The organism is Thalassobacillus devorans, from assembly GCF_011761345.1.
Taxonomy (GTDB): domain Bacteria; phylum Bacillota; class Bacilli; order Bacillales; family Halobacillaceae; genus Thalassobacillus; species Thalassobacillus devorans.
Genome location: NZ_JAASRY010000001.1, coordinates 1,060,344 through 1,079,465, shown reverse-complemented (window position 1 = coordinate 1,079,465; position 19,122 = coordinate 1,060,344). Strand labels below are relative to the sequence as shown.

The following is a 19,122-nucleotide window of genomic DNA, read 5'->3' as shown; positions in this document are numbered from 1 at the left end:
TCAGCCTTTTTACTATCAGGAAATGATATTCAATTTCTTGCCGGCACGTTCGAAAGCAGTTAGCGCTTCTTGTAATTCTTCTTTCGAATGCTCTGCAGTGACGATCGTTCGCACCCGCCCTTTCCCACGCTGTACTGTAGGGAAAACGATTCCTTGGGCAAAAACGCCTTCATTGAATAGTTCATCTGAGAACTTGTGCGTCAATGAATCATCGCCGACCATTACCGGCGTTACAGGTGTTTCACTGATTCCTATATCAAAACCGAGAGACTTCAAACCATCTTTGAAGAATTTCGTGTTATCCCACAGTTTCTGGATCAATTCAGGCTCTTCCAGTAATACGTCTATCGCTGCATCACATGCGGCGGTTACAGCTGGCGGATGAGAAGTACTGAATAGGAACGGGCGGCCTTTATGAATCAAGTATTCTTTTAAAGTCTGACTGCTTGCCACATAGCCTCCAAGAACACCGATTGCTTTACTTAATGTTCCTACCTGGATGTGAACACGTCCATCCAATCCGAAGTGGTTGACCGTACCGCGACCATTCTCCCCTAACACTCCGCTGGCATGAGCATCATCAACCATAACGAGTGCCTCGTATTTCTCAGCCAGTTCAACTATTTCTGGAAGCGGAGCAATGTTCCCATCCATGGAGAAAACGCCATCAGTAACAATTAAGCGTGTGCGGTAGTCTCCGGACTCTTTCAATTTTTCTTCCAAAGATTTCATATCGACATGTTTGTAGATTTTACGACCAGCTTTTGTCAGACGAATTCCATCGATGATCGATGCATGGTTCAATTCATCCGAAATAACCACATCTTCCTCTGTCAAAATAGATGATAGAACTCCCTGGTTAGTTGTAAAGCCGGACTGAAAAACAAGTGCTGCTTCGGTATGTTTAAACTTAGCCAGCTTCTTTTCATATTCTTCGTGCATTTGCAGCGTCCCAGCAATCGTTCTTACTGAACCGGTACCTGCTCCATATTCACGGACCGCTTTTTCTGCAGCTTCCTTCATTTTTGGATGAGAGGTCAATCCAAGGTAGTTATTAGAAGATAACTGAATCACTTCTTTGCCTTTTATCTTAACACGTGATCCCTGAGGTGATTCCAACGGGATCAATTCCCGGAATGTCCCCTGGTCTTTCATTTGGTCCAGTTCCTTTTGTAAGTACTCAAAACCTTTCATATACAAACCTCCTTAATAATTTACAAATGTGTAGTATGTATGCAGGAGGATGACCCTCCTTATACAATGAAGTAATCTTTCTATTAATAGTATCTCTCATTTACGGATTATTTTTCAACAATCCATAATTTAATCAAGGATGCAGTACTACTTTGCCGCATTTCCCTTCATTCATCAGCTGAAAGCCTTTCTCGAATTCTTCGAGTGGCAGATGATGAGTAATCATTGGAGTTAAATCCACTTGTTTAGAATGAAGCAGGCGGGAAACCTGTTGCCATGTTTCATACATTTTGCGTCCGGTTATGCCCTGTACTTCAATACCTTTAAAAACGATATCATTTGTGACATCAATTGTTACTGGTTTAGTCGGCAGACTCAGGATGGACATCCTGCCCCCGTTCGTAATCATTTTAAAGCCCTGATCCATCGCTATCGGATGACCGCTCATCTCACAGACCACATCGATACCATGGCCATCTGTCAGTGACTTTGCTTTTGCTACCGGGTCTTCTATACCAGAATTGACCACCGTAGTAGCCCCCATTTGAGAAGCTAATTCCAGGCGATACCCGTTCAGGTCAAACGCCAGAACCTGTGAAGCACCTGCTGCTTTTGCTACTCCGACAGCCATAAGGCCAATCGGTCCGCAGCCAATGACGGCTACTGACTTGCCGGCTACGTCACCGTTTAATACAGTATGGACAGCATTCCCCATTGGTTCCTGAACGGAAGCGATATCCGTTGGCATTTCTGTCGGGTTTTTCCATAAGTTCTCGGCTGGGAGTGCAACATACTCAGCAAAACATCCCTGTGTATCCACACCTATTATTTGGGTATTCTCACAAATATGATATTTGCCAGTCAAACATTGAGGGCAATGGCCACAGACCAAGTGTGTCTCTGCGCTTACATAATCCCCTTCTTCAAATGTATTTACTTTACTTCCCACTTCTACCACTTCACCAGCGAATTCATGCCCGAACACATATGGCGGGTTAACACGACTGGCGGACCACTCATCCCAGTTATAGATATGAACATCGGTTCCGCATATGGAAGTCGCTTTCACTTTTATCAATACTTCATTCTCTTTTATAACAGGAATTTCTACTTCCTGTAATTCAGCACCTACGCCGCGATGATGTTTTACAATAGCTCTCATTGTTCCACTCACAACGAACACTCCTATCCTCTATCAAACTCATAACTATTTATATATCACCATTTTAACAGGAGTAATATTTTTTGCAAATGCATGTGTCCTCGTGGAAAACACAAATGATCGTTGTAGACAGCCGGGTTGGCACCAGCCTTGTAAACATGCTAGTTTAGCATAATTAAAGCCAAAAAAACCAGGTCAGAATTTTTACTGACCTGGCTTTCGTATGCGAGAAATAATGTTTACATGAATTCACTTACTAGATTATTAAATTTTTCTTGATCGATTTTTAGATCGCTGTCTTTCAATGCGTATTCTGCATACCCGTGCACTAAATCCTGGTAGGATTGCTGACTGTTATTCTGATAGATCAAGCCTTTAACCAGACTGTTATGCTCCATCAGCGTTGCCATCGCTTTTTTCCTGTCAGAACTGTCATATCCCTCAATATCATCTAAGCTGACCAGGTTTTCTTTAAACCAGTCATACGTATTGACTTTATTATAAGTAACACACGGGCTGAATACATTGATCAATGAAAAACCTTTATGATTGATGCCCTGCTCGATTAAAGAAGTTAACTCTTTCAAGTCACTTGAAAAGCTTTGGGCAACAAATGTAGCACCGGCCGATAAAGCCATTTCCATCACGTTAACAGCAGATTCAATCGAACCTTCCGGTGTACTCTTGGTTTTGAAGCCCATTTCACTACGTGGCGAAGTCTGCCCTTTCGTCAAACCATATATCTGGTTATCCATTACGATATAAGTAATGTCCAGATTACGACGGATGGCATGGACGGTATGGCCCATCCCGATTGCAAATCCATCACCATCACCGCCGGAAGCAATGACTTTCAGGTCTTTATTCGCCATCTTGACGCCCTGAGCGATCGGGAGGACACGTCCGTGAATCCCGTGGAATCCGTATGAGTTAATATAGCCTGAAATTCGTCCGGAACAGCCAATACCAGAGATAACGGCTAAGTCTTCCGGTTCTAATCCTACATTGGCAGCAGCTCGTTGAATAGAGGCCTGTACAGAGAAATCGCCACAACCAGGACACCAATTCGGTTTTACCTTATTACGGAACTCTTTGAATGTCGCCATTTATAACAACTCCTTGCTTCGCTGATGAATTTGACCAGGCAGGAACGGCGTACCGTCATATTGTAAAAGACTGTCCATTTTTTCCTGGCTGCCGACGTTCATCTTAATAATATTAGCCAACTGTGCAGTAGCATTATTCTCGACGACGATTACCTTTTTAGCATGATCTACTAATGCTTTTACTTCGTTTGCCGGGAAAGGATGAACCAGGCGGATTTGAGCATGATTCACTTTATAGCCGTCTTCTTCCAGCCTTCCCTTCGCCTCTTCAATTGCTCCTCGTGTGGAATTGAAACCTACAAACAATATATCTGCCACTTCATGCTTGGCATCCTTATGGACAGGAGTAGGGAATACCTCGGGCAGCTTTTTCAATTTACGAAGACGTTTATCCATCTGTGCTTTTCGGTTAGAAGCGAGTTCGCTCGGCTTTCCTGTTTCATCATGTTCTACCCCGGTAACATGGAATATGCCATTTTTCGTTCCTGGAAGAATACGAGGGGATACCCCGTCGTCAGTGACCTGGTAACGTTTGAAGTATTCACCCTTCTCCAGTTCAGGTAATTGCGGGTCTTCTTGTAATTTTCCACGCCGCACATCAATCTTATCGTACTCCAATGGCTCCACTGTCTGTTTGCCAAGTGACAGTTGCAGGTCAGATAACAGAATGACAGGCACCTGGTATTCTTCAGCAATGTTCAACGCCTCAACTGCATCATTGAAAGCTTCCTGAACAGTACTTGGTGCCATCACTACTTTTGGAATTTCCCCATGTGTCCCATAAATCATAGCCATCAAGTCAGACTGTTCCTGCTTCGTCGGGAGTCCAGTACTCGGGCCACCGCGCTGGGTATCAACAACAACGAGCGGGGTTTCGGTAATTCCGGCCAGTCCGATCGATTCCATCATCAATGAGAGACCAGGTCCAGCAGAAGCTGTAATCGTACGAACACCTGCGTAGTTGGCACCGATCGACATGGTAGCAGCTGCAATTTCGTCTTCAGTCTGGATGACTGTTCCACCGAATTCCGGCAGCTTTTTGATCATATACTCCATAATTTCAGACGCAGGAGTAATTGGATAGGCAGCCATAAACCGGCACCCACCTGCCAGGAATCCTAAAGCTATTGCATCATTTCCTATCATAAACATACGTTTTTTGCCATCCGCTTTAGCTAATTCCATCTGATGCAAGGAATCTTTATCTTGTTTCCTTACATATTCAGCCCCTTTGACAATGGCTTCCATATTCTTAGCTACGACCTGTTCCCCTTTACGAGAAAAAATCTCTTCGACAACATCCCGGAAGACTTCACACTCTAAGTTCATAATAGCGCTTGAAGCTCCTACAGCCACCATATTTTTCATTAATGATGTTCCAAGTTCTGTCGCTATTTCTGTAAAAGGCACCGCATATAAAGTAACGTCTACCCCTTCTGGCAGTTTCGGATTGAATTTGGCATCAGCCAGAACGATTCCTTTACTATGTAATTCATGTGCATTGACATCGATAGTTTCCTGATCAAATGCGACGAGGATATCCAAGTCGTCAGCAATCGACCTTACTTTTTTCGTAGAAACACGAATTTTATTATTGGTGTGCCCACCTTTGATGCGTGAGGAAAAATGACGGTAGCCATACAGGTAATAACCAAGGCGGTTTAAAGTAATGGCGAAGATTTCTCCAGTACTTTCAATCCCTTCCCCTTGCTGTCCGCCAACTTTCCATGAAAGTTGTTCAACCATCTAATACACCCCTTTTAATTTTTCCAGGGTTCTCTCCCCGGAACTTCTTAGTTTGATAGAATTTTAATCTAACAAACTAATTTGAAACAACAAAACTATTTCGGCAAAAGTTAATGTTGAATGCAAGCTATGATGTATGTAATATATGTATTTAAATCATAGCCCTTCGGATAGTAATTTTCAAGCTAATCTGACAAATTAACGGTGCTTCTCAATTCCGAATCCGCGGGAATTTGTCGACAAAGTTCTTATAGCTTAATTTTTGCATAGTTGATTTCGTTTGACTGTGACAAAGGTCATTAATCAGAAATTTATAATCCATTATATCTTTCAACCCGATGACTTCATCTTCCGTCCCTTCGAAATCTGAACCGAACCCCAGAATGGATTCTCCTCCCATAGCTACTATGTACTCTATGTGTTTGATAATTTCCTGCCTGTAAGCCACTTTTCTTCCATTTATGAATTCTGGTACAAAAGTGATTCCTATCCAACTGTCGCAGGCAATCAAAGCCTCTATCTGGGAATTATCCAGGTTACGGACATGAGGTGCAATCTGAAAAACATTCGAGTGGGAAGCCATGGGATAATCACCAATGTCCATAATATCCCAAAACCCCTGATAGGATATATGGGAGAGATCCACCCAAATCTGTTCTTTGTTCAAGTAATGGACTACGTCCTTCCCAAAAGAGGATAACCCGGCACCTCGTTCTTCTTCTATGCCATCACAGACGGCGTTAGCCTGATTCCATGTAAGCCCGACGATACGTACTCCCATCCGTACTAATGCCTTCAGTTTATTGATATCTGCCCCAATCGAATGACAGCCCTCGAGTGTCAAAACTGCTCCTTTTTCATGCGCTTTTAAATTTAATAAATCTTGCCTGTTACTGATAAACTTCACATCATCATAAGGATCGACTACTTGTTCAAAAAAAATAGACACCATTTCTAAAGCCACACTGAACTGTGATTCTTCTTTTACTTCCTCTGGTACAAAGATAGCGAAACACTGTACTTTGATATCACTTTGCTGCCATTTCAAATAATTGAAGCGAAGTTCCTCGCTATTGTAGAAATCAACTTTCTTTTCCCATAATTTCCATAAAACATCACAGTGCGCATCGATTATCACTGATATTCTCCCTTCCCTATTTCAGAAAAACTAGCTTCTGCTCAAATCTGTTCTCAATCTTGTTTTTCCAGTAAAGCTCCCTTTTCTTGAAGACTCAGTTTCTAGATAGTTGGGTCCGTTACCGAAAGGTAAGGGATGGGCTGTGAAACGACTCGCTTTCCTGCGGGGGATCTGGCGAGCTTCCTTGGGCAAAATCCCTGCGGGATCTCGCCTAGCCCCTTCTCCCGCGGGAGTCTCACCGTTTCCCTTCCCATCCAACCAGTTATGTAACAAACGGACCCTCCAAAAAGTGAATAACTAATTCCTACAATTGTACGCATATAAAGAATATAAATGTTTTCATAATAACGTGTGGCATCATGGAGCTGTTTCTATAAGTGTGATTTCGAGAACTTCCTATGGCAAGGTCCGGTGGGGAACGGCGAGACTCCTGCGGGATGAGCATGGCAGGTGAGACCCCGCAGAGCGTCAGCTCGAGGAGGCTCAGCGCATGTCCGCGGAAAGGGAGTCGTTCCCCACCGGACCTTTGTGCAGACAAACATCTCGAAATCAAGTCTTCGACTTTTCGACCCTATTGGTGGATATGCCTCTTATAGTAAATCGTCAATAACGTAAAGAAAATCCGAAGAGTAAAAAATATAAGCCGTGCTTTGGATAGCACGGCTGTTCTTGTCCATTTAATTTTTAATGGAAGAGCTTGTCGTTTATCGAGGTTCGACAATCAATTTAATTGCAGTACGCTCTTCATCATCAATCATGATGTCTGTGAAAGCCGGAATACAAATTAGATCGACACCACTGGGTGCTACGAACCCCCTGGCGATAGCAACTGCTTTGACGGCCTGGTTCAACGCACCAGCGCCGATCGCTTGAATCTCCGCTGTTCCACGTTCCCTAAGGACGTTTGCTAGAGCTCCTGCTACTGAATTCGGACTGGATTTGGCTGAGACTTTTAATATTTCCATTACTAGCTCCTCCTTCATAAACTATAGTTATTCCATAACTACTATATTCTTGGAGATGAAGAATATTCCTTTTCATTATGAAGGAATTTTTAGAAAAGTTCAAATAATCAGCCGAAGAAAGGGTGATCGTCGTTAATCATGATCCGTTGGAGTTTCTTTGCCTTTCCTGTGGCTTCATCTACATCTGCCAATATTGCGCTTAGTTGTTTTCTACCCGTTTTAGGGACTTCGAAACGTACAGGAAGGTTTGTGAGAAACCGTTTGATCACAGCTTCGCGATCCATACCGAGGATGCCATCATAAGGACCAGTCATACCGACATCGGTAATATAACCTGTGCCACCAGGGAGGATTCGCTCATCAGAAGTTTGCACATGGGTATGGGTACCGACATGGATACTGACTCTGCCGTCCACATACCAGCCCATTGCCTGTTTTTCACTGGTAGTTTCCGCATGAAAGTCGAGAAAGATAATATTGGTTCGCTTCTTAGCTGTTTCTATCAACTCATCTACTTTACGGAATGGGTCATCATTTGGTGATAGAAATGTTCTGCCTTGCAGGTTAAGTACTGCCACCTCGCCATGATTAGTTTTGACATAGGTAATCCCTTTACCGGGAGTCCCTTCCGGGTAGTTTGCAGGCCGCACCATGTAATCAGCATGGTCAATAAAATCGAATATCTCTTTTTTATCCCATGCATGGTTTCCTAGCGTCACTGCATTAGCTCCCCATTCAAGAAAATTTCGGTAGATTTTTTCTGTGATCCCTTTACCGGAAGCCGAATTTTCACCATTAATAATTGTTACTACGGGCTGATATTTCGCTTTCAGCTTCGGTAAGTATTCTTGCACCATATCTCTTCCAGGTGACCCGACTACATCACCGATAAATAATATTTTCATTAACCTAATCCTCTCTCACTATATATTCAGATTCAGTTTCACATAGGAAGGCTCCGTTGTCAAAGCTGGGTCATGCAAAGGTAATACTAGGCTTTTCAATACTTTAAACATTTAATATAGTTACACTCTCTTAAAGTATAAAAAATAAAGTGACCGAAACGGCCACTTTACTTTTATTTAGCATATTCAACGGATCGCGTTTCACGGATGACAGTCACTTTAATATGACCTGGATAGTCAAGCTCATCCTCAATCTGTTTACGGATGCTACGAGCTACTTTAGTAGCTGTGACATCATCGATTTCATCTGGCTTCACCATAATCCTTACTTCACGACCTGCCTGGATAGCGAAGGATTTTTCCACCCCTTCATGGGATTCACAAATCTCTTCCAGCTTTTCCAGACGTTTGATATAATTTTCAAGCGTTTCACTGCGGGCACCTGGTCGTGCTGCAGATAGAGCATCAGCTGCTGCGACAAGTACCGAAATAATTGAGGTAGGTTCTTCGTCTCCGTGGTGGGAGGCAATCGCATTGATTACTACTTCATTTTCCTTGTACTTCACTGCCAGCTCTTTCCCGATTTCAACGTGGCTGCCTTCAATTTCATGATCAATCGCTTTTCCGATATCATGCAGAAGGCCGGCACGGCGGGCTAATGTTTCGTCTTCCCCCAGCTCTGCTGCAAGCAGTCCTGAGAGATACGCTACTTCCATTGAGTGTTTTAAAACATTTTGACCATAGCTTGTACGATATTTTAAACGGCCAAGAATTTTTACCAAGTCAGGATGCAAGCCATGTACACCGACCTCGAATGTGGTCTGTTCACCGACTTCACGGATGTATTCATCCACTTCACGTCTTGATTTGTCTACCATTTCTTCGATCCTGGCCGGGTGGATCCGTCCATCCTGCACCAATTTTTCTAAAGCAATCCGAGCAGTTTCTCTTCGAATCGGATCAAAACCTGACAAAATGACTGCTTCCGGTGTATCATCTATAATCAAGTCGATACCCGTCAATGTTTCCAATGTCCGGATATTTCGACCTTCACGTCCGATGATGCGTCCCTTCATTTCATCATTTGGAAGGTTTACAACCGATACCGTCGTTTCCGCTACATGATCAGCGGCACAACGCTGCATGGCAAGTGAAAGAATGCTTTTCGCCTTCTTATCCGCTTCCTCTTTGGCACGATTCTCTGCTTCTTTGATCATGAGAGCAGATTCATGAGAAACTTCTTGCTCCACACGTTCTAAAATAATCTGTTTAGCCTGGTCTGAAGTTAAGCCGGAAATGCGTTCAAGCTCAGTTTGTTGCTCTTGCAGCATAGCTTTCACTTTGCTTTCCATTTCTTCAATTTGTTGTTGTCTTTCGGTAAGAGTTTCCTCTTTTTTCTCGAGCGTAAGCTCACGCTTATCTAGCGTTTCACTTTTACGGTCGAGGTTTTCTTCTTTCTGCATTAAACGATTTTCTGTCTTTTGTAGTTCCATACGACGTTCGCGAATTTCGTCTTCTGCATCCTGGCGCAGACGATGGTTTTCATCTTTCGCTTCCAGCAGGGCTTCTTTCTTAGCCGCCTCTGCATTACGGCGACCTTCATCCACGATCTGTTTCGCCAGTTCTTCCGCACTTGAAATCTTCGCTTCCGCTATGGATTTCCGAATGAGATACCCAACAACAATACCGACGATCAGGGCAAGCAAAATGAAGATGAGCAGGGATACCAAATTATCCATGATTTCACCTCCTCTTGCTATGAAATTGTACAATTTGTCGGCATGTACATACGTTTCATTTTCTGACAAACATTGTTTAATAGGTGTATAAAAAAATGAAAATGATACACGTTAATTTTAAGCTTGTGAAATGGTAATGTCAAGGAATCGTCAAATATATATTCCTTGATTTTCCTTGTTCCTGCTGAGTTTCCACATCCCATGGAAAAATATTCCCCTGTTCCTAAGGTGTTTCAGCAAGGAAAATTTATAATTTCCCATAAAAAAAGCAGTTCAATCAAGGGGTGCATGTGCTGCCAACACCCCAATATTGAACTGCCTGTTATGGTGTGATCTTATACATCCAGTGATTCTTGATTCGCTTCTTTAGAGGCGTCTTCGCCTTCTTCCCCTTCATACATACCATAATGTCTTCTTATTTGATCATTGATAGCTTGATAGATATCAGGGTTTTCTTTCAGGAACTGCTTGGCGTTTTCACGTCCCTGACCTAAACGTTCCTCGTTATAGGAATACCAGGATCCGCTCTTCTGGACAATGTCCAGGTCAGAACCGATATCAATCAGTTCTCCTTCGCTGGAAATCCCCTGACCATACATGATATCCACTTCTGCCTGCTTGAAAGGTGGTGCAACTTTGTTCTTCACGACTTTGATCCGTGTTTTGTTTCCGACCATATCATTACCCTGCTTCAGCGTTTCAGCACGGCGCACTTCCAGACGTACAGAAGAGTAGAATTTCAATGCCCGTCCACCTGGAGTAGTTTCCGGGTTACCGAACATAACACCGACTTTTTCACGGATTTGGTTGATGAAGATAGCAGTCGTTTTTGATTTGTTGATTGCACCGGAAAGCTTACGCAATGCCTGAGACATCAGACGTGCTTGCAAACCGACATGGGAATCACCCATTTCCCCTTCAATTTCAGCTTTAGGAACCAAAGCTGCTACAGAGTCGATGACTACCATATCGACTGCTCCACTGCGCACAAGTGCTTCAGCAATCTCTAAAGCCTGTTCCCCTGTATCCGGCTGGGAAAGTAATAGTTCATCGACATTGACACCAAGGTTTCTGGCATAGACCGGATCCAGGGCATGCTCGGCATCGATGAACGCCGCTTGTCCACCCTTTCGCTGTGCTTCTGCAATCGCATGCAGTGCAACAGTTGTTTTACCGGAAGATTCCGGACCATATATTTCAACGATTCGTCCGCGTGGATACCCGCCTACACCAAGTGCGACATCAAGTGCCAGCGAACCACTGGGAACCGTACTGACTTTTTGCTCAGCCTGCTCCCCCAATTTCATTACAGAGCCTTTACCGAACTGTTTCTCAATTTGTCTAAGCGCCATATCTAACGCTTGTTTACGATCACTCATAATATTCCCCTTTCAGCTTTGCTATCCTTATAATAACTTGTTTTAGATGATTTGCCAACTAAAAAGCGAATGAATGTTCCCTTTTTTTCATGCGTTATGATGACGATAATTCTTACTTCCTTCAGGAAAAGGCTGGTTACTGCCCGCTTTTTTTGGATGATAAATCTTTTTTCAAACGATGAAAAAGTAATTCATAGCCTTTCTTCACGCTCCGGTTACGTACCGTCTCCCTTGTTCCATTAAAATGAAAGTGATACACTTCCACAGGCTCATTTTTGATTTGGATGCCGATGTACACGGTCCCTGGTTCTTTGCCCTCACTCGAATCAGGTCCTGCCACTCCTGTAAAACTGATCCCGATATCTGATTTAACGAGCTGTTTTATGTTCATAGCCATCGCTTTTGCACATGCCTCACTTACTGTTCCATACTCTTTGATAAGAGCACCCGGGATACCAAGCATCTTTTCTTTCATGTCAGGAGTATAGGTCACGACACTCCCCTCACAGACGCTTGAAGCTCCAGGTAACGTAATGAGACCATCGATGAACCTGCCGCCTGTCAGGCTTTCCGCTGCAGCTATCGTCAATTGCTTTTCTTTTGATAAAGTAAGAACTTCCTGCTGGATGGTTATGTCATCGGAACCATAATAATAGTCGCCCATTTTGGAAAGAATGACGTTCTTTAACGAGCGAATCATAGATCGCGCTTCTTCTTCTGTATCCCCTTTTGATGTTAACCTTAATCCCACCTCTCCTTCTGAAGCTAAAGGAGCGATTGTCGGATTCGTCTGGCTGCTGATTAAATCTTGAAGTTCATGTTCCAACTGGGATTCCCCTATCCCGATAAAACGAAGCATTTCAGATACGATTTCGGTTTGTAACTGAAAATAATCCTGGAAATAAGGGAGTACATGTTCTTTCATTAAATACTTCATTTCAGAAGGAACACCAGGGAGAAATACCCAAAGCACATTTTCATGTTCTACCATCATTCCCGGTGCCATGCCTTCTTCATTTTGAAGTACTTTCGCGTTTTCGAATACAAGGGCTTGCTTACGGTTGTTCGGTGACATAGGACGGTTGTTTTTTAGGTAGAAGTGTTCCACTCGCCTGGCGCTTTCCGGGTCCTCGATAAGTTTTTGGGAGAAGATTTTTTGTGCTGCATCCCTGGTCATATCATCTTCCGTTGGGCCGAGCCCCCCTGTAACAATAACAAGATCGGACCTGCGCTGAGCAGCCTCAAAAGTTTCTACGCAACGGCTGAAGTTATCACCAACCACCCCATGGAAATAGACATGAATCCCCTGGGCAGCCAGCTGGGAGGAAATCCATTGCGCATTCGTATTAGCGATTTGTCCTAGTAATAATTCCGTGCCAATTCCTATGATTTCCGCTTTTACTGTCTTCATTATTTAGAATCCCTCATTACATGCCAGTTCTTCGCAAAATAATCATAGCCGGAAATGACCGTAATAATCATTGCTGCATATAAAATAATGGTTCCAAACGGAAATCCGGCATAAGCAAATGGCCAATTGTGAAGCAGCAATACTGCGATCGCTACAATTTGAAGGGTAGTTTTCCATTTCCCCATATTACTTGCTGCTAATACAATTCCTTCACCTGCTGCTACAAGACGGAGCCCGGTAACAGCAAATTCCCTGCTAATAATGAGAATGACAATCCAAGCCGGAGCAAGACCTTGTTCTACAAGTAAAATCAAGGCCGCGGAGACAAGCAATTTATCAGCAAGTGGATCAAGAAATTTTCCAAGGTTGGTCACTAAATTATGCTTTCTAGCATAATAGCCATCTACCCAGTCCGTAGTCGAAGCAATGATAAACAAGATTGCAGCTGCCAAATGGGACCACGGAAGTTCCCTTTCTCCCATAGACACTTCTCCCCAGTTAAAGGGTACACTCATCAATATAATAAAAATCGGTATCAATAAAATTCGTGAAATCGTAATTCTGTTTGGTATATTCATTTTCCATACACTCCTATTGGCTTCCGGCATGATGAAGAAAAGCTGTTCCAGTAAAAAGGGTACAAGTGTCATACAACAACACCTTGTGTTACTAGGAACAGCTTCCCTGTACTTTATTTATTCAGCTACTTTAATGAGAAGTTTCTGTTGCATATTTTCCACTGGAAACTCAATTTCCTGCTCATTGAGTTTGACAGTGGTTCCTGGAACAAAGCCGGTTTTAATAAAAATCTGCTCTTCTTTGCTTACATCTACTGTGATCGGTGAATCATCTTCCCCGTATATTTTACTGTCAATCAATGTTTCACCATTCGGTTCTTTCATGACTTCCAAATAGCTATCGTTACTCAATTCAATCGTGAGTTCCAAATCGTCTACTTGGGATATTTCTAATGTGTGTTGAGGAAAACCACCTGATCCTGTCTCCGTCACTTCCACGTTGAGCTCTTCTTTCTCTTCAGAACTACCTTCAGTAGTTTCTTCAGCTGATTCATCCTCATCGTTTGCACTATCATCGGAGGATTGGTTTTCATCTGCTGCTCCGTCTGTTTCTTCGGAATTTTCATCGGCTGAGTTATTTTCTTCCACCGAATTATCAATTATAATTTCATCTTCTCCACTTTCCTTTTTTCCCGCATCCCCGCCTGAATTAGAATTCAGCTGGGAAAGAAAGAAATAGGCAGCAAAAATGATAACCCCTATCAAAATGATTGTGATGATAGTCGGAAATACTCTGGAAAAATTGCTATTGGCTGGTGACGCGTCTTCCTTGGAACGCTGTACCCGGTTATAGGCGACACTGCTATCCTGAGGAGACGCAGGCAATTCATTTTTATGCTCCTCCATCACTTCATCAGGATTCAGACCTACAGCCGCTGCATACTCTCGTATAAAAGCTCTGGCATAAAATGTTCCGGGCAGGTTGCTATGATCTCCCTTTTCGATAGCTTGTAAATATCGTTTTTGGATTTTAGTGACTTGTTGTATTTCTTCTAATGACAAGCCTTTTGATTCTCGCGCTTCTCTCAATCGAGTACCGAGGTCCATGTATAACACCATCCATTACTTTAAAAATCGAACATGGAAAAACCATCGTTTGGTGAAAGCTGCGGTTTTTCTACTGTATCATATTTTATTTCTTCATCTTCTGTATTCCTTAATTCAATGATATAATCGAAATCTTCCATTTTATACTCGGATTCCTGGACGAAAATATCCGGGTGTTCAACCACTTTGGTTGCAGGCAGCCTCATGATTTCACGAACCAGCTGCCAATGCTTTTCATTCGCACGGCGTGTGGAAACAATACCGTCTATGATATATAGCGTGTCTTCACTGTATTCATCCTCAATCAACTGACTTCGGATTGTTTGTTTCAGCAGTGTACTGGAAACAAACAGCCAGCGTTTATTCGCACAGACACTGGAAGCGACGATGGACTCTGTTTTCCCTACACGTGGCATTCCTCTGATGCCCACTAGCTTATGTCCTTCCTTCATAAACAGCTCGGCCAGAAAATCTACCAGCAAACCTAAATCTTCCCGGATAAATCGAAATGTTTTTCGGTCATCGACATCGCTATGAATATAGCGGCCGTGACGGACAGCCAGTGTATCTCTGAGCTTTGGCCTTCGCAATTTTGTAATCTTAATGGTATCCATTGTTTTGACAATCGATTTCAACCGATCAATCTGCTCTTCATTTTTACATAATAAAAGCATTCCCCGATGAGAATTTTCGACACCGTTGATCGTAATGATATTAATCGCTAACATCCCTAATAATGAAGATATGTCACCTAGTAGTCCCGGTCGGTTATACTGAATTTCGTATTCCAGATACCACTCTTTTTTTTCCATATTACAACCCCTCTGGAATGAAATGATATGTAACTGTACTGTACCTGCTTCAACCCTTCTTTTATAATAAATGATTTTCATATATTAGAAAAGGAATGTTTGTATATTTTGGTGTGTTCCACGATTCGACATTACGAAAACCCATTTGACAGATATTTTGACATAAGCAGATGAAAGCCGCGCTGTCGAGCAGCACGGCTTTCAGTTTCAAAGATGTATTCAGCGCGGGGTACCTTGATCTTGTACCAATTTCACCATCATATTCGCGATGGCGTGCTGTTCCTCTTTGTCAGCCACATTCCAAAGGTCACGCAAAATCGCTTCCTGATCATTCTTTGCATCTACTTGCTTTGCCAGATAGCCGCCAATTTCATAAGCAATTTCTGAGACGGCATTCTGATTCATCCCTTGACCTTCCGCCTGGTGCAATCGATCACCTAAAAAATCTTTCCATGAATCAAAGTTGTCAAGTACAGACATACTATTTCCTCCTTTGTTTAAAAATACATCCTTAGTTTTAGAAAAAAGGAGAGTATTATACGCAAAAGAAGAGTTAGAAGAAAAATTTTCTAGGGATTAACTCCATGCACCATTGATTTTAATGATTTCGCCATTAATATAACTGGCATCTTCACTCATCAAGAAGCCGACTACTTTGGCGACCTCCTCCGGAGTACCCGGTCGGCCGGTAGGAATATCATCGAATAATAAAGCTCTCTCTTCATCATCAAGCTCTAGATTCATTTTTGTATCAATGAATCCCGGGCTTACTCCGTTGACCACAACTCCACTGCGAGCTGTTTCTTTCGCCAGCGCTTTTACGAAACTGTTTTGTGCCCCTTTTACGGAGCTGTACAACACTTCCATACTGGCACCAACATCTCCCCAAATGGAAGAGATGACCAGGATACGTCCGTACCGATGACGAATCATGGAGGGGAGCAGATGCTTGGTAATCATCCATGGTGTTTTGACATGAAGGTGATACAAATCGTCCATATCTTTTTCTGTCATGTCCTGAAACATTCCAGTCAAAGCTCGCCCACCGGCAAAGACCACACCATCAAGATGAATGTTCAGTTGATCAAGAAACTGATGGATACCAGCAGGCGTTGCTAAGTCAGCCTGCATAGCCCCAAGCCATTGGGCTTTCGCGATGTCTTCTTCCAATTGCTTGATAATCCTGCTGTTTGCATGAAACTGAAGGAAAAGGTTATATCCTTTTCCTGCTAATTCACGGCAAATAGCACTGCCAATATCACCACTCGCCCCCACTATCAGAATATTAGACGGTGTCATTTTCAGCTCGCTTGCGGTGGTACTACTTGGAAAACAGCGATCCTGTCTTCGTTAATCCAATTTTTCAGAAAATCATTGGCGTTTTCGATTGTCAACGCTTCGATTTCAGGCAATACTTCAAAAAGATCGATGCCAAGCAGATGATAGTGCGAAAACTGGTTAGCGATAAACTCCATGGAATTCATGGCGCGTAGGAATTGGCCGATCTTTTTCTTTTTCATACGTTCAAAGTCTTCCTGTGAAATTTGGCGCTCTTTCAATTGATGCAGCATTTCCTTCACACGTTTCGCCAATTCATCGGGGTTTCTGGAATCTCCACCAAGAATGGTAAAGCCAAATTGACGATCGAGGTCCGTTTCATAATGGAAACTGTCATCAATCAGGTCATTTTCATATAACTCTTCATAAAATTCTCCGCTTTTTGAGAAATAGTGGCTGAGAATCATACTTGATAGAAGTTCCGCACGGAGGATTTCTCTTCCAGACAGACCTGACACTTTTTCTTTTAGACCGATCATGCATTTGGAAGTAGTTACAGGCATTTCGATTTTCTCAAAGGCTTTGGCCACATTTTCAGGTTCTTCGGGATAGGATCTGTGAATAGATGGGGCATCCGCGAATTCCTTAGCATTTTGGTTGTCCTTGACTTGCTTCATCATTTCTTCCGGATCAAAATTCCCTGCGATGAACAATGTCATATTGGAAGGGTGATAAAACGTCTCATAGCACGTATAAAGGTCTTCTTTGGTAATTTCATCGATCGAATCCACCGTGCCAGCAATATCTACACGTACCGGATGCTCATGGAAAAGGCTTTGGATCGTACCGAAGAAAGCACGCCAATCCGGCTGGTCATCATACATCTTGATTTCCTGGGCGATGATCCCTTTCTCTTTCTCGACGGACTGATCGGAAAAATAAGGATTTTGTACAAAGTTCAAGAGTGTTTCTACATTTTTTTCAATATTGCTGGTTGCTGAGAAAAGATAAGCTGTTTTCGTAAAGGAAGTAAATGCGTTCGCAGATGCACCTTGCTTTGTGAAATCCTGGAATACATCCCGGTCTTCCTTCTCGAATAATTTATGTTCCAAAAAGTGAGCAATCCCTTCTGGAACCGCAACCGTTTCATCTTTTCCAATGGGAGTGAACTTCTGATCGATTGAACCATAATCAGTAGCAAAGATGCCAAACGTTTTCACCATATCCGGTTTTGTCAATAAAAAAACTTTTAATCCGTTATCCAGTGTCTCCGTATAAATAGTTTCTTTCAGCTGATCATAAACGAGTTCTTTCATTATTTTTCTCCCCCTTCGTTGCTAGTCAGGAAGTAGATCGTATCTAATTCAATTTTATTAGCCATATCCACAACTTCTTGCATTGTAACTTGGCGGATATTTTCAATCAGTTCTTCTGCCTCTACCATATGGCCGGACAACACTTGATGGTATAGAATTTCAATGAGCCCTTGGGCACTGTCCATCGTCTCCAGAAGCTGGTTGACGACTAATTCTTTTGTTTGTTCTACTTCTTCTTCTGTAAATTCCCCATTACGCATCGCTTCCACTTGTTCCAGAATGATGGATTTCGCCTGGTCGTATACATCTGGTGCGATGCCACTGAATACCAGGAGAAGTCCTTTATGGCTTTCAAACCTGGAAGCAGCATAGTAGGCAAGGCTGTGTTTTTCCCGGACATTCATAAACAGTTTAGAACTAGGGAAACCACCGAATAATCCATTGAAAATTTGTAAGGCATAGTAGTCTTCATCCCCGAATGTTGTATGAGTACGAAAACCCAAATGGAGTTTGCCTTGGTTTAGTTCATCCTCTTCAATAATCTCTTTCGAATCATCAATAGGCTGGGTGTTTGTTTTTTTCTCATCAAGAACCTGATTGGAGGCATTTTCTCTAGTAAAGTACTTATCAATCAATCGTTCTGCTTCATCCTCTTCCACATCCCCAGTGATATAGACATCGAGCAAGTCATGGTTGATGAAGCTCTGGTAATATTCATACAAATCAGCTGCCGTTAATTTTTCAAGCTCTTCAGGATAGCCATGAACATGGTAAGAATACGGTTCATCCTTACACATGTGATCGATCAGACGCATATTAGCATAGCTCATTTTGTCATCCTTTATGGATGTTATCTTTTGCTCGAGCGTTTGTTTTTCCCTGTTGAAGATTTTCTCATCAAACGCATTATTTTCGCTTTTCGGATTGAAAAGGACATCATGGAAAAGTCGTAATGCTTCTTCCAGCAATGGTGTCCGGTCATTTAAGTAAGCCTCATTGGCTACCTCCATCCGGAAGCTGATCACATGGTTTTCGCCTTTTTTAGTTCCATCACTGCTCAAAATCGTGCCATACAAATTTTCCAAAGCCGATTGGAGCTGACGTGGACTCGGATGGTCCTGGGTGGCTTTCTGCAATACCATCGGTAACAAAGCCCGCTTGGTCATCCATTCTTTTTTCAATTCGGACTTAAATTTTGCCACTATGTTAATGGTTTTGTATTTTTTACTCGGAAGGATATGTAACCGATACCCTTGCTTTTCTAACATTTTTTCTTTTGTAATCTTCATCATCCCGTCCTCCTCATTCAAACTGCTTCTTTTTATTTTTACATTTTCAAGCTATAT

At 42.6% G+C, this 19,122-nt stretch carries 17 protein-coding genes; all 17 read right to left on the bottom strand.

Annotated elements, in window-relative coordinates; all coding sequences use genetic code 11:
• Nucleotides 1-15: 15 nt before the first annotated feature.
• The 17 genes from FHS45_RS05355 to yfmF all read right to left on the bottom strand — a co-directional run bounded on the left by FHS45_RS05355 (nucleotide 16) and on the right by yfmF (nucleotide 19,065).
• Nucleotides 16-1,194 (bottom strand): glycine C-acetyltransferase, encoded by a 1,179-nt coding sequence (locus FHS45_RS05355; protein ID WP_062445911.1) that lies wholly within the window; start codon nucleotides 1,192-1,194, stop codon nucleotides 16-18.
• Between the two features lie 133 nt (nucleotides 1,195-1,327).
• Nucleotides 1,328-2,368, bottom strand: a complete 1,041-nt coding sequence (gene tdh, locus FHS45_RS05350) for an L-threonine 3-dehydrogenase (RefSeq protein WP_181949537.1) — start codon at nucleotides 2,366-2,368, stop codon at nucleotides 1,328-1,330.
• A gap of 227 nt (nucleotides 2,369-2,595) precedes the next feature.
• Nucleotides 2,596-3,462, bottom strand: coding sequence for a 2-oxoacid:ferredoxin oxidoreductase subunit beta (locus FHS45_RS05345; protein ID WP_062445910.1), 867 nt, complete (start codon nucleotides 3,460-3,462; stop codon nucleotides 2,596-2,598).
• Entirely contained in the window at nucleotides 3,463-5,208 is a 1,746-nt protein-coding gene (locus FHS45_RS05340) for a 2-oxoacid:acceptor oxidoreductase subunit alpha (RefSeq protein ID WP_062445909.1), read from the bottom strand.
• 211 nt (nucleotides 5,209-5,419) lie between these two features.
• The gene (locus tag FHS45_RS05335; protein WP_062445908.1) at nucleotides 5,420-6,346 is read right to left on the bottom strand and encodes a dipeptidase; all 927 of its coding nucleotides are present in this window, start codon (nucleotides 6,344-6,346) and stop codon (nucleotides 5,420-5,422) included.
• Between the two features lie 704 nt (nucleotides 6,347-7,050).
• Nucleotides 7,051-7,311, bottom strand: coding sequence for a stage V sporulation protein SpoVS (gene spoVS, locus FHS45_RS05330; protein WP_062445906.1), 261 nt, complete (start codon nucleotides 7,309-7,311; stop codon nucleotides 7,051-7,053).
• 107 nt (nucleotides 7,312-7,418) lie between these two features.
• Nucleotides 7,419-8,216 carry a TIGR00282 family metallophosphoesterase gene (locus FHS45_RS05325; RefSeq protein WP_062445905.1) on the bottom strand — a complete coding sequence of 266 codons (798 nt, stop codon included), beginning with the start codon at nucleotides 8,214-8,216 and terminating at the stop codon, nucleotides 7,419-7,421.
• 173 nt (nucleotides 8,217-8,389) lie between these two features.
• Nucleotides 8,390-9,955, bottom strand: coding sequence for a ribonuclease Y (gene rny / locus FHS45_RS05320; protein ID WP_166761362.1), 1,566 nt, complete (start codon nucleotides 9,953-9,955; stop codon nucleotides 8,390-8,392).
• A gap of 335 nt (nucleotides 9,956-10,290) precedes the next feature.
• Complete coding sequence (gene recA / locus FHS45_RS05315) at nucleotides 10,291-11,334, bottom strand: recombinase RecA (protein WP_062445903.1); 1,044 nt, start codon at nucleotides 11,332-11,334, stop codon at nucleotides 10,291-10,293.
• A 136-nt stretch (nucleotides 11,335-11,470) separates the two neighbouring features.
• Nucleotides 11,471-12,745, bottom strand: coding sequence for a competence/damage-inducible protein A (locus FHS45_RS05310; RefSeq protein WP_062445902.1), 1,275 nt, complete (start codon nucleotides 12,743-12,745; stop codon nucleotides 11,471-11,473).
• Nucleotides 12,745-13,323 carry a CDP-diacylglycerol--glycerol-3-phosphate 3-phosphatidyltransferase gene (gene pgsA / locus FHS45_RS05305; protein ID WP_062447934.1) on the bottom strand — a complete coding sequence of 193 codons (579 nt, stop codon included), beginning with the start codon at nucleotides 13,321-13,323 and terminating at the stop codon, nucleotides 12,745-12,747. The genes FHS45_RS05310 and pgsA overlap by 1 nt, the downstream gene beginning before the upstream one ends.
• Before the next feature lie 117 nt (nucleotides 13,324-13,440).
• Nucleotides 13,441-14,370, bottom strand: coding sequence for a helix-turn-helix domain-containing protein (locus tag FHS45_RS05300; RefSeq protein ID WP_062445901.1), 930 nt, complete (start codon nucleotides 14,368-14,370; stop codon nucleotides 13,441-13,443).
• Nucleotides 14,371-14,390: 20 nt separating this feature from the next.
• A complete protein-coding gene (locus tag FHS45_RS05295; protein ID WP_062445900.1) occupies nucleotides 14,391-15,182 on the bottom strand; it encodes a DUF3388 domain-containing protein in 792 nt (263 codons plus the stop codon).
• A gap of 219 nt (nucleotides 15,183-15,401) precedes the next feature.
• Complete coding sequence (locus FHS45_RS05290; RefSeq protein ID WP_062445899.1) at nucleotides 15,402-15,662, bottom strand: DUF3243 domain-containing protein; 261 nt, start codon at nucleotides 15,660-15,662, stop codon at nucleotides 15,402-15,404.
• A gap of 96 nt (nucleotides 15,663-15,758) precedes the next feature.
• Nucleotides 15,759-16,481, bottom strand: coding sequence for an elongation factor P 5-aminopentanone reductase (gene ymfI / locus FHS45_RS05285; RefSeq protein ID WP_062445898.1), 723 nt, complete (start codon nucleotides 16,479-16,481; stop codon nucleotides 15,759-15,761).
• Nucleotides 16,482-16,483: 2 nt separating this feature from the next.
• Complete coding sequence (yfmH, locus tag FHS45_RS05280; protein WP_062445897.1) at nucleotides 16,484-17,776, bottom strand: EF-P 5-aminopentanol modification-associated protein YfmH; 1,293 nt, start codon at nucleotides 17,774-17,776, stop codon at nucleotides 16,484-16,486.
• A complete protein-coding gene (gene yfmF, locus FHS45_RS05275) occupies nucleotides 17,776-19,065 on the bottom strand; it encodes an EF-P 5-aminopentanol modification-associated protein YfmF (RefSeq protein WP_062445896.1) in 1,290 nt (429 codons plus the stop codon). Before yfmF ends, yfmH begins: the two co-directional genes overlap by 1 nt.
• Nucleotides 19,066-19,122: the final 57 nt, after the last annotated feature.

What these genes read in the sequence shown, in the direction of transcription:
- FHS45_RS05355 (WP_062445911.1), bottom strand. Translation starts at nt 1,194, where the DNA reads ATGAAAGGTTTTGAGTACTTACAAAAGGAACTGGACCAAATGAAAGAC.
- FHS45_RS05345 (WP_062445910.1), bottom strand. Translation starts at nt 3,462, where the DNA reads ATGGCGACATTCAAAGAGTTCCGTAATAAGGTAAAACCGAATTGGTGT.
- FHS45_RS05340 (WP_062445909.1), bottom strand. Translation starts at nt 5,208, where the DNA reads ATGGTTGAACAACTTTCATGGAAAGTTGGCGGACAGCAAGGGGAAGGG.
- spoVS (WP_062445906.1), bottom strand. Translation starts at nt 7,311, where the DNA reads ATGGAAATATTAAAAGTCTCAGCCAAATCCAGTCCGAATTCAGTAGCA.
- FHS45_RS05325 (WP_062445905.1), bottom strand. Translation starts at nt 8,216, where the DNA reads ATGAAAATATTATTTATCGGTGATGTAGTCGGGTCACCTGGAAGAGAT.
- rny (WP_166761362.1), bottom strand. Translation starts at nt 9,955, where the DNA reads ATGGATAATTTGGTATCCCTGCTCATCTTCATTTTGCTTGCCCTGATC.
- recA (WP_062445903.1), bottom strand. Translation starts at nt 11,334, where the DNA reads ATGAGTGATCGTAAACAAGCGTTAGATATGGCGCTTAGACAAATTGAG.
- FHS45_RS05310 (WP_062445902.1), bottom strand. Translation starts at nt 12,745, where the DNA reads ATGAAGACAGTAAAAGCGGAAATCATAGGAATTGGCACGGAATTATTA.
- pgsA (WP_062447934.1), bottom strand. Translation starts at nt 13,323, where the DNA reads ATGAATATACCAAACAGAATTACGATTTCACGAATTTTATTGATACCG.
- FHS45_RS05300 (WP_062445901.1), bottom strand. Translation starts at nt 14,370, where the DNA reads ATGGACCTCGGTACTCGATTGAGAGAAGCGCGAGAATCAAAAGGCTTG.
- FHS45_RS05295 (WP_062445900.1), bottom strand. Translation starts at nt 15,182, where the DNA reads ATGGAAAAAAAAGAGTGGTATCTGGAATACGAAATTCAGTATAACCGA.
- FHS45_RS05290 (WP_062445899.1), bottom strand. Translation starts at nt 15,662, where the DNA reads ATGTCTGTACTTGACAACTTTGATTCATGGAAAGATTTTTTAGGTGAT.
- ymfI (WP_062445898.1), bottom strand. Translation starts at nt 16,481, where the DNA reads ATGACACCGTCTAATATTCTGATAGTGGGGGCGAGTGGTGATATTGGC.
- yfmH (WP_062445897.1), bottom strand. Translation starts at nt 17,776, where the DNA reads ATGAAAGAACTCGTTTATGATCAGCTGAAAGAAACTATTTATACGGAG.
- yfmF (WP_062445896.1), bottom strand. Translation starts at nt 19,065, where the DNA reads ATGAAGATTACAAAAGAAAAAATGTTAGAAAAGCAAGGGTATCGGTTA.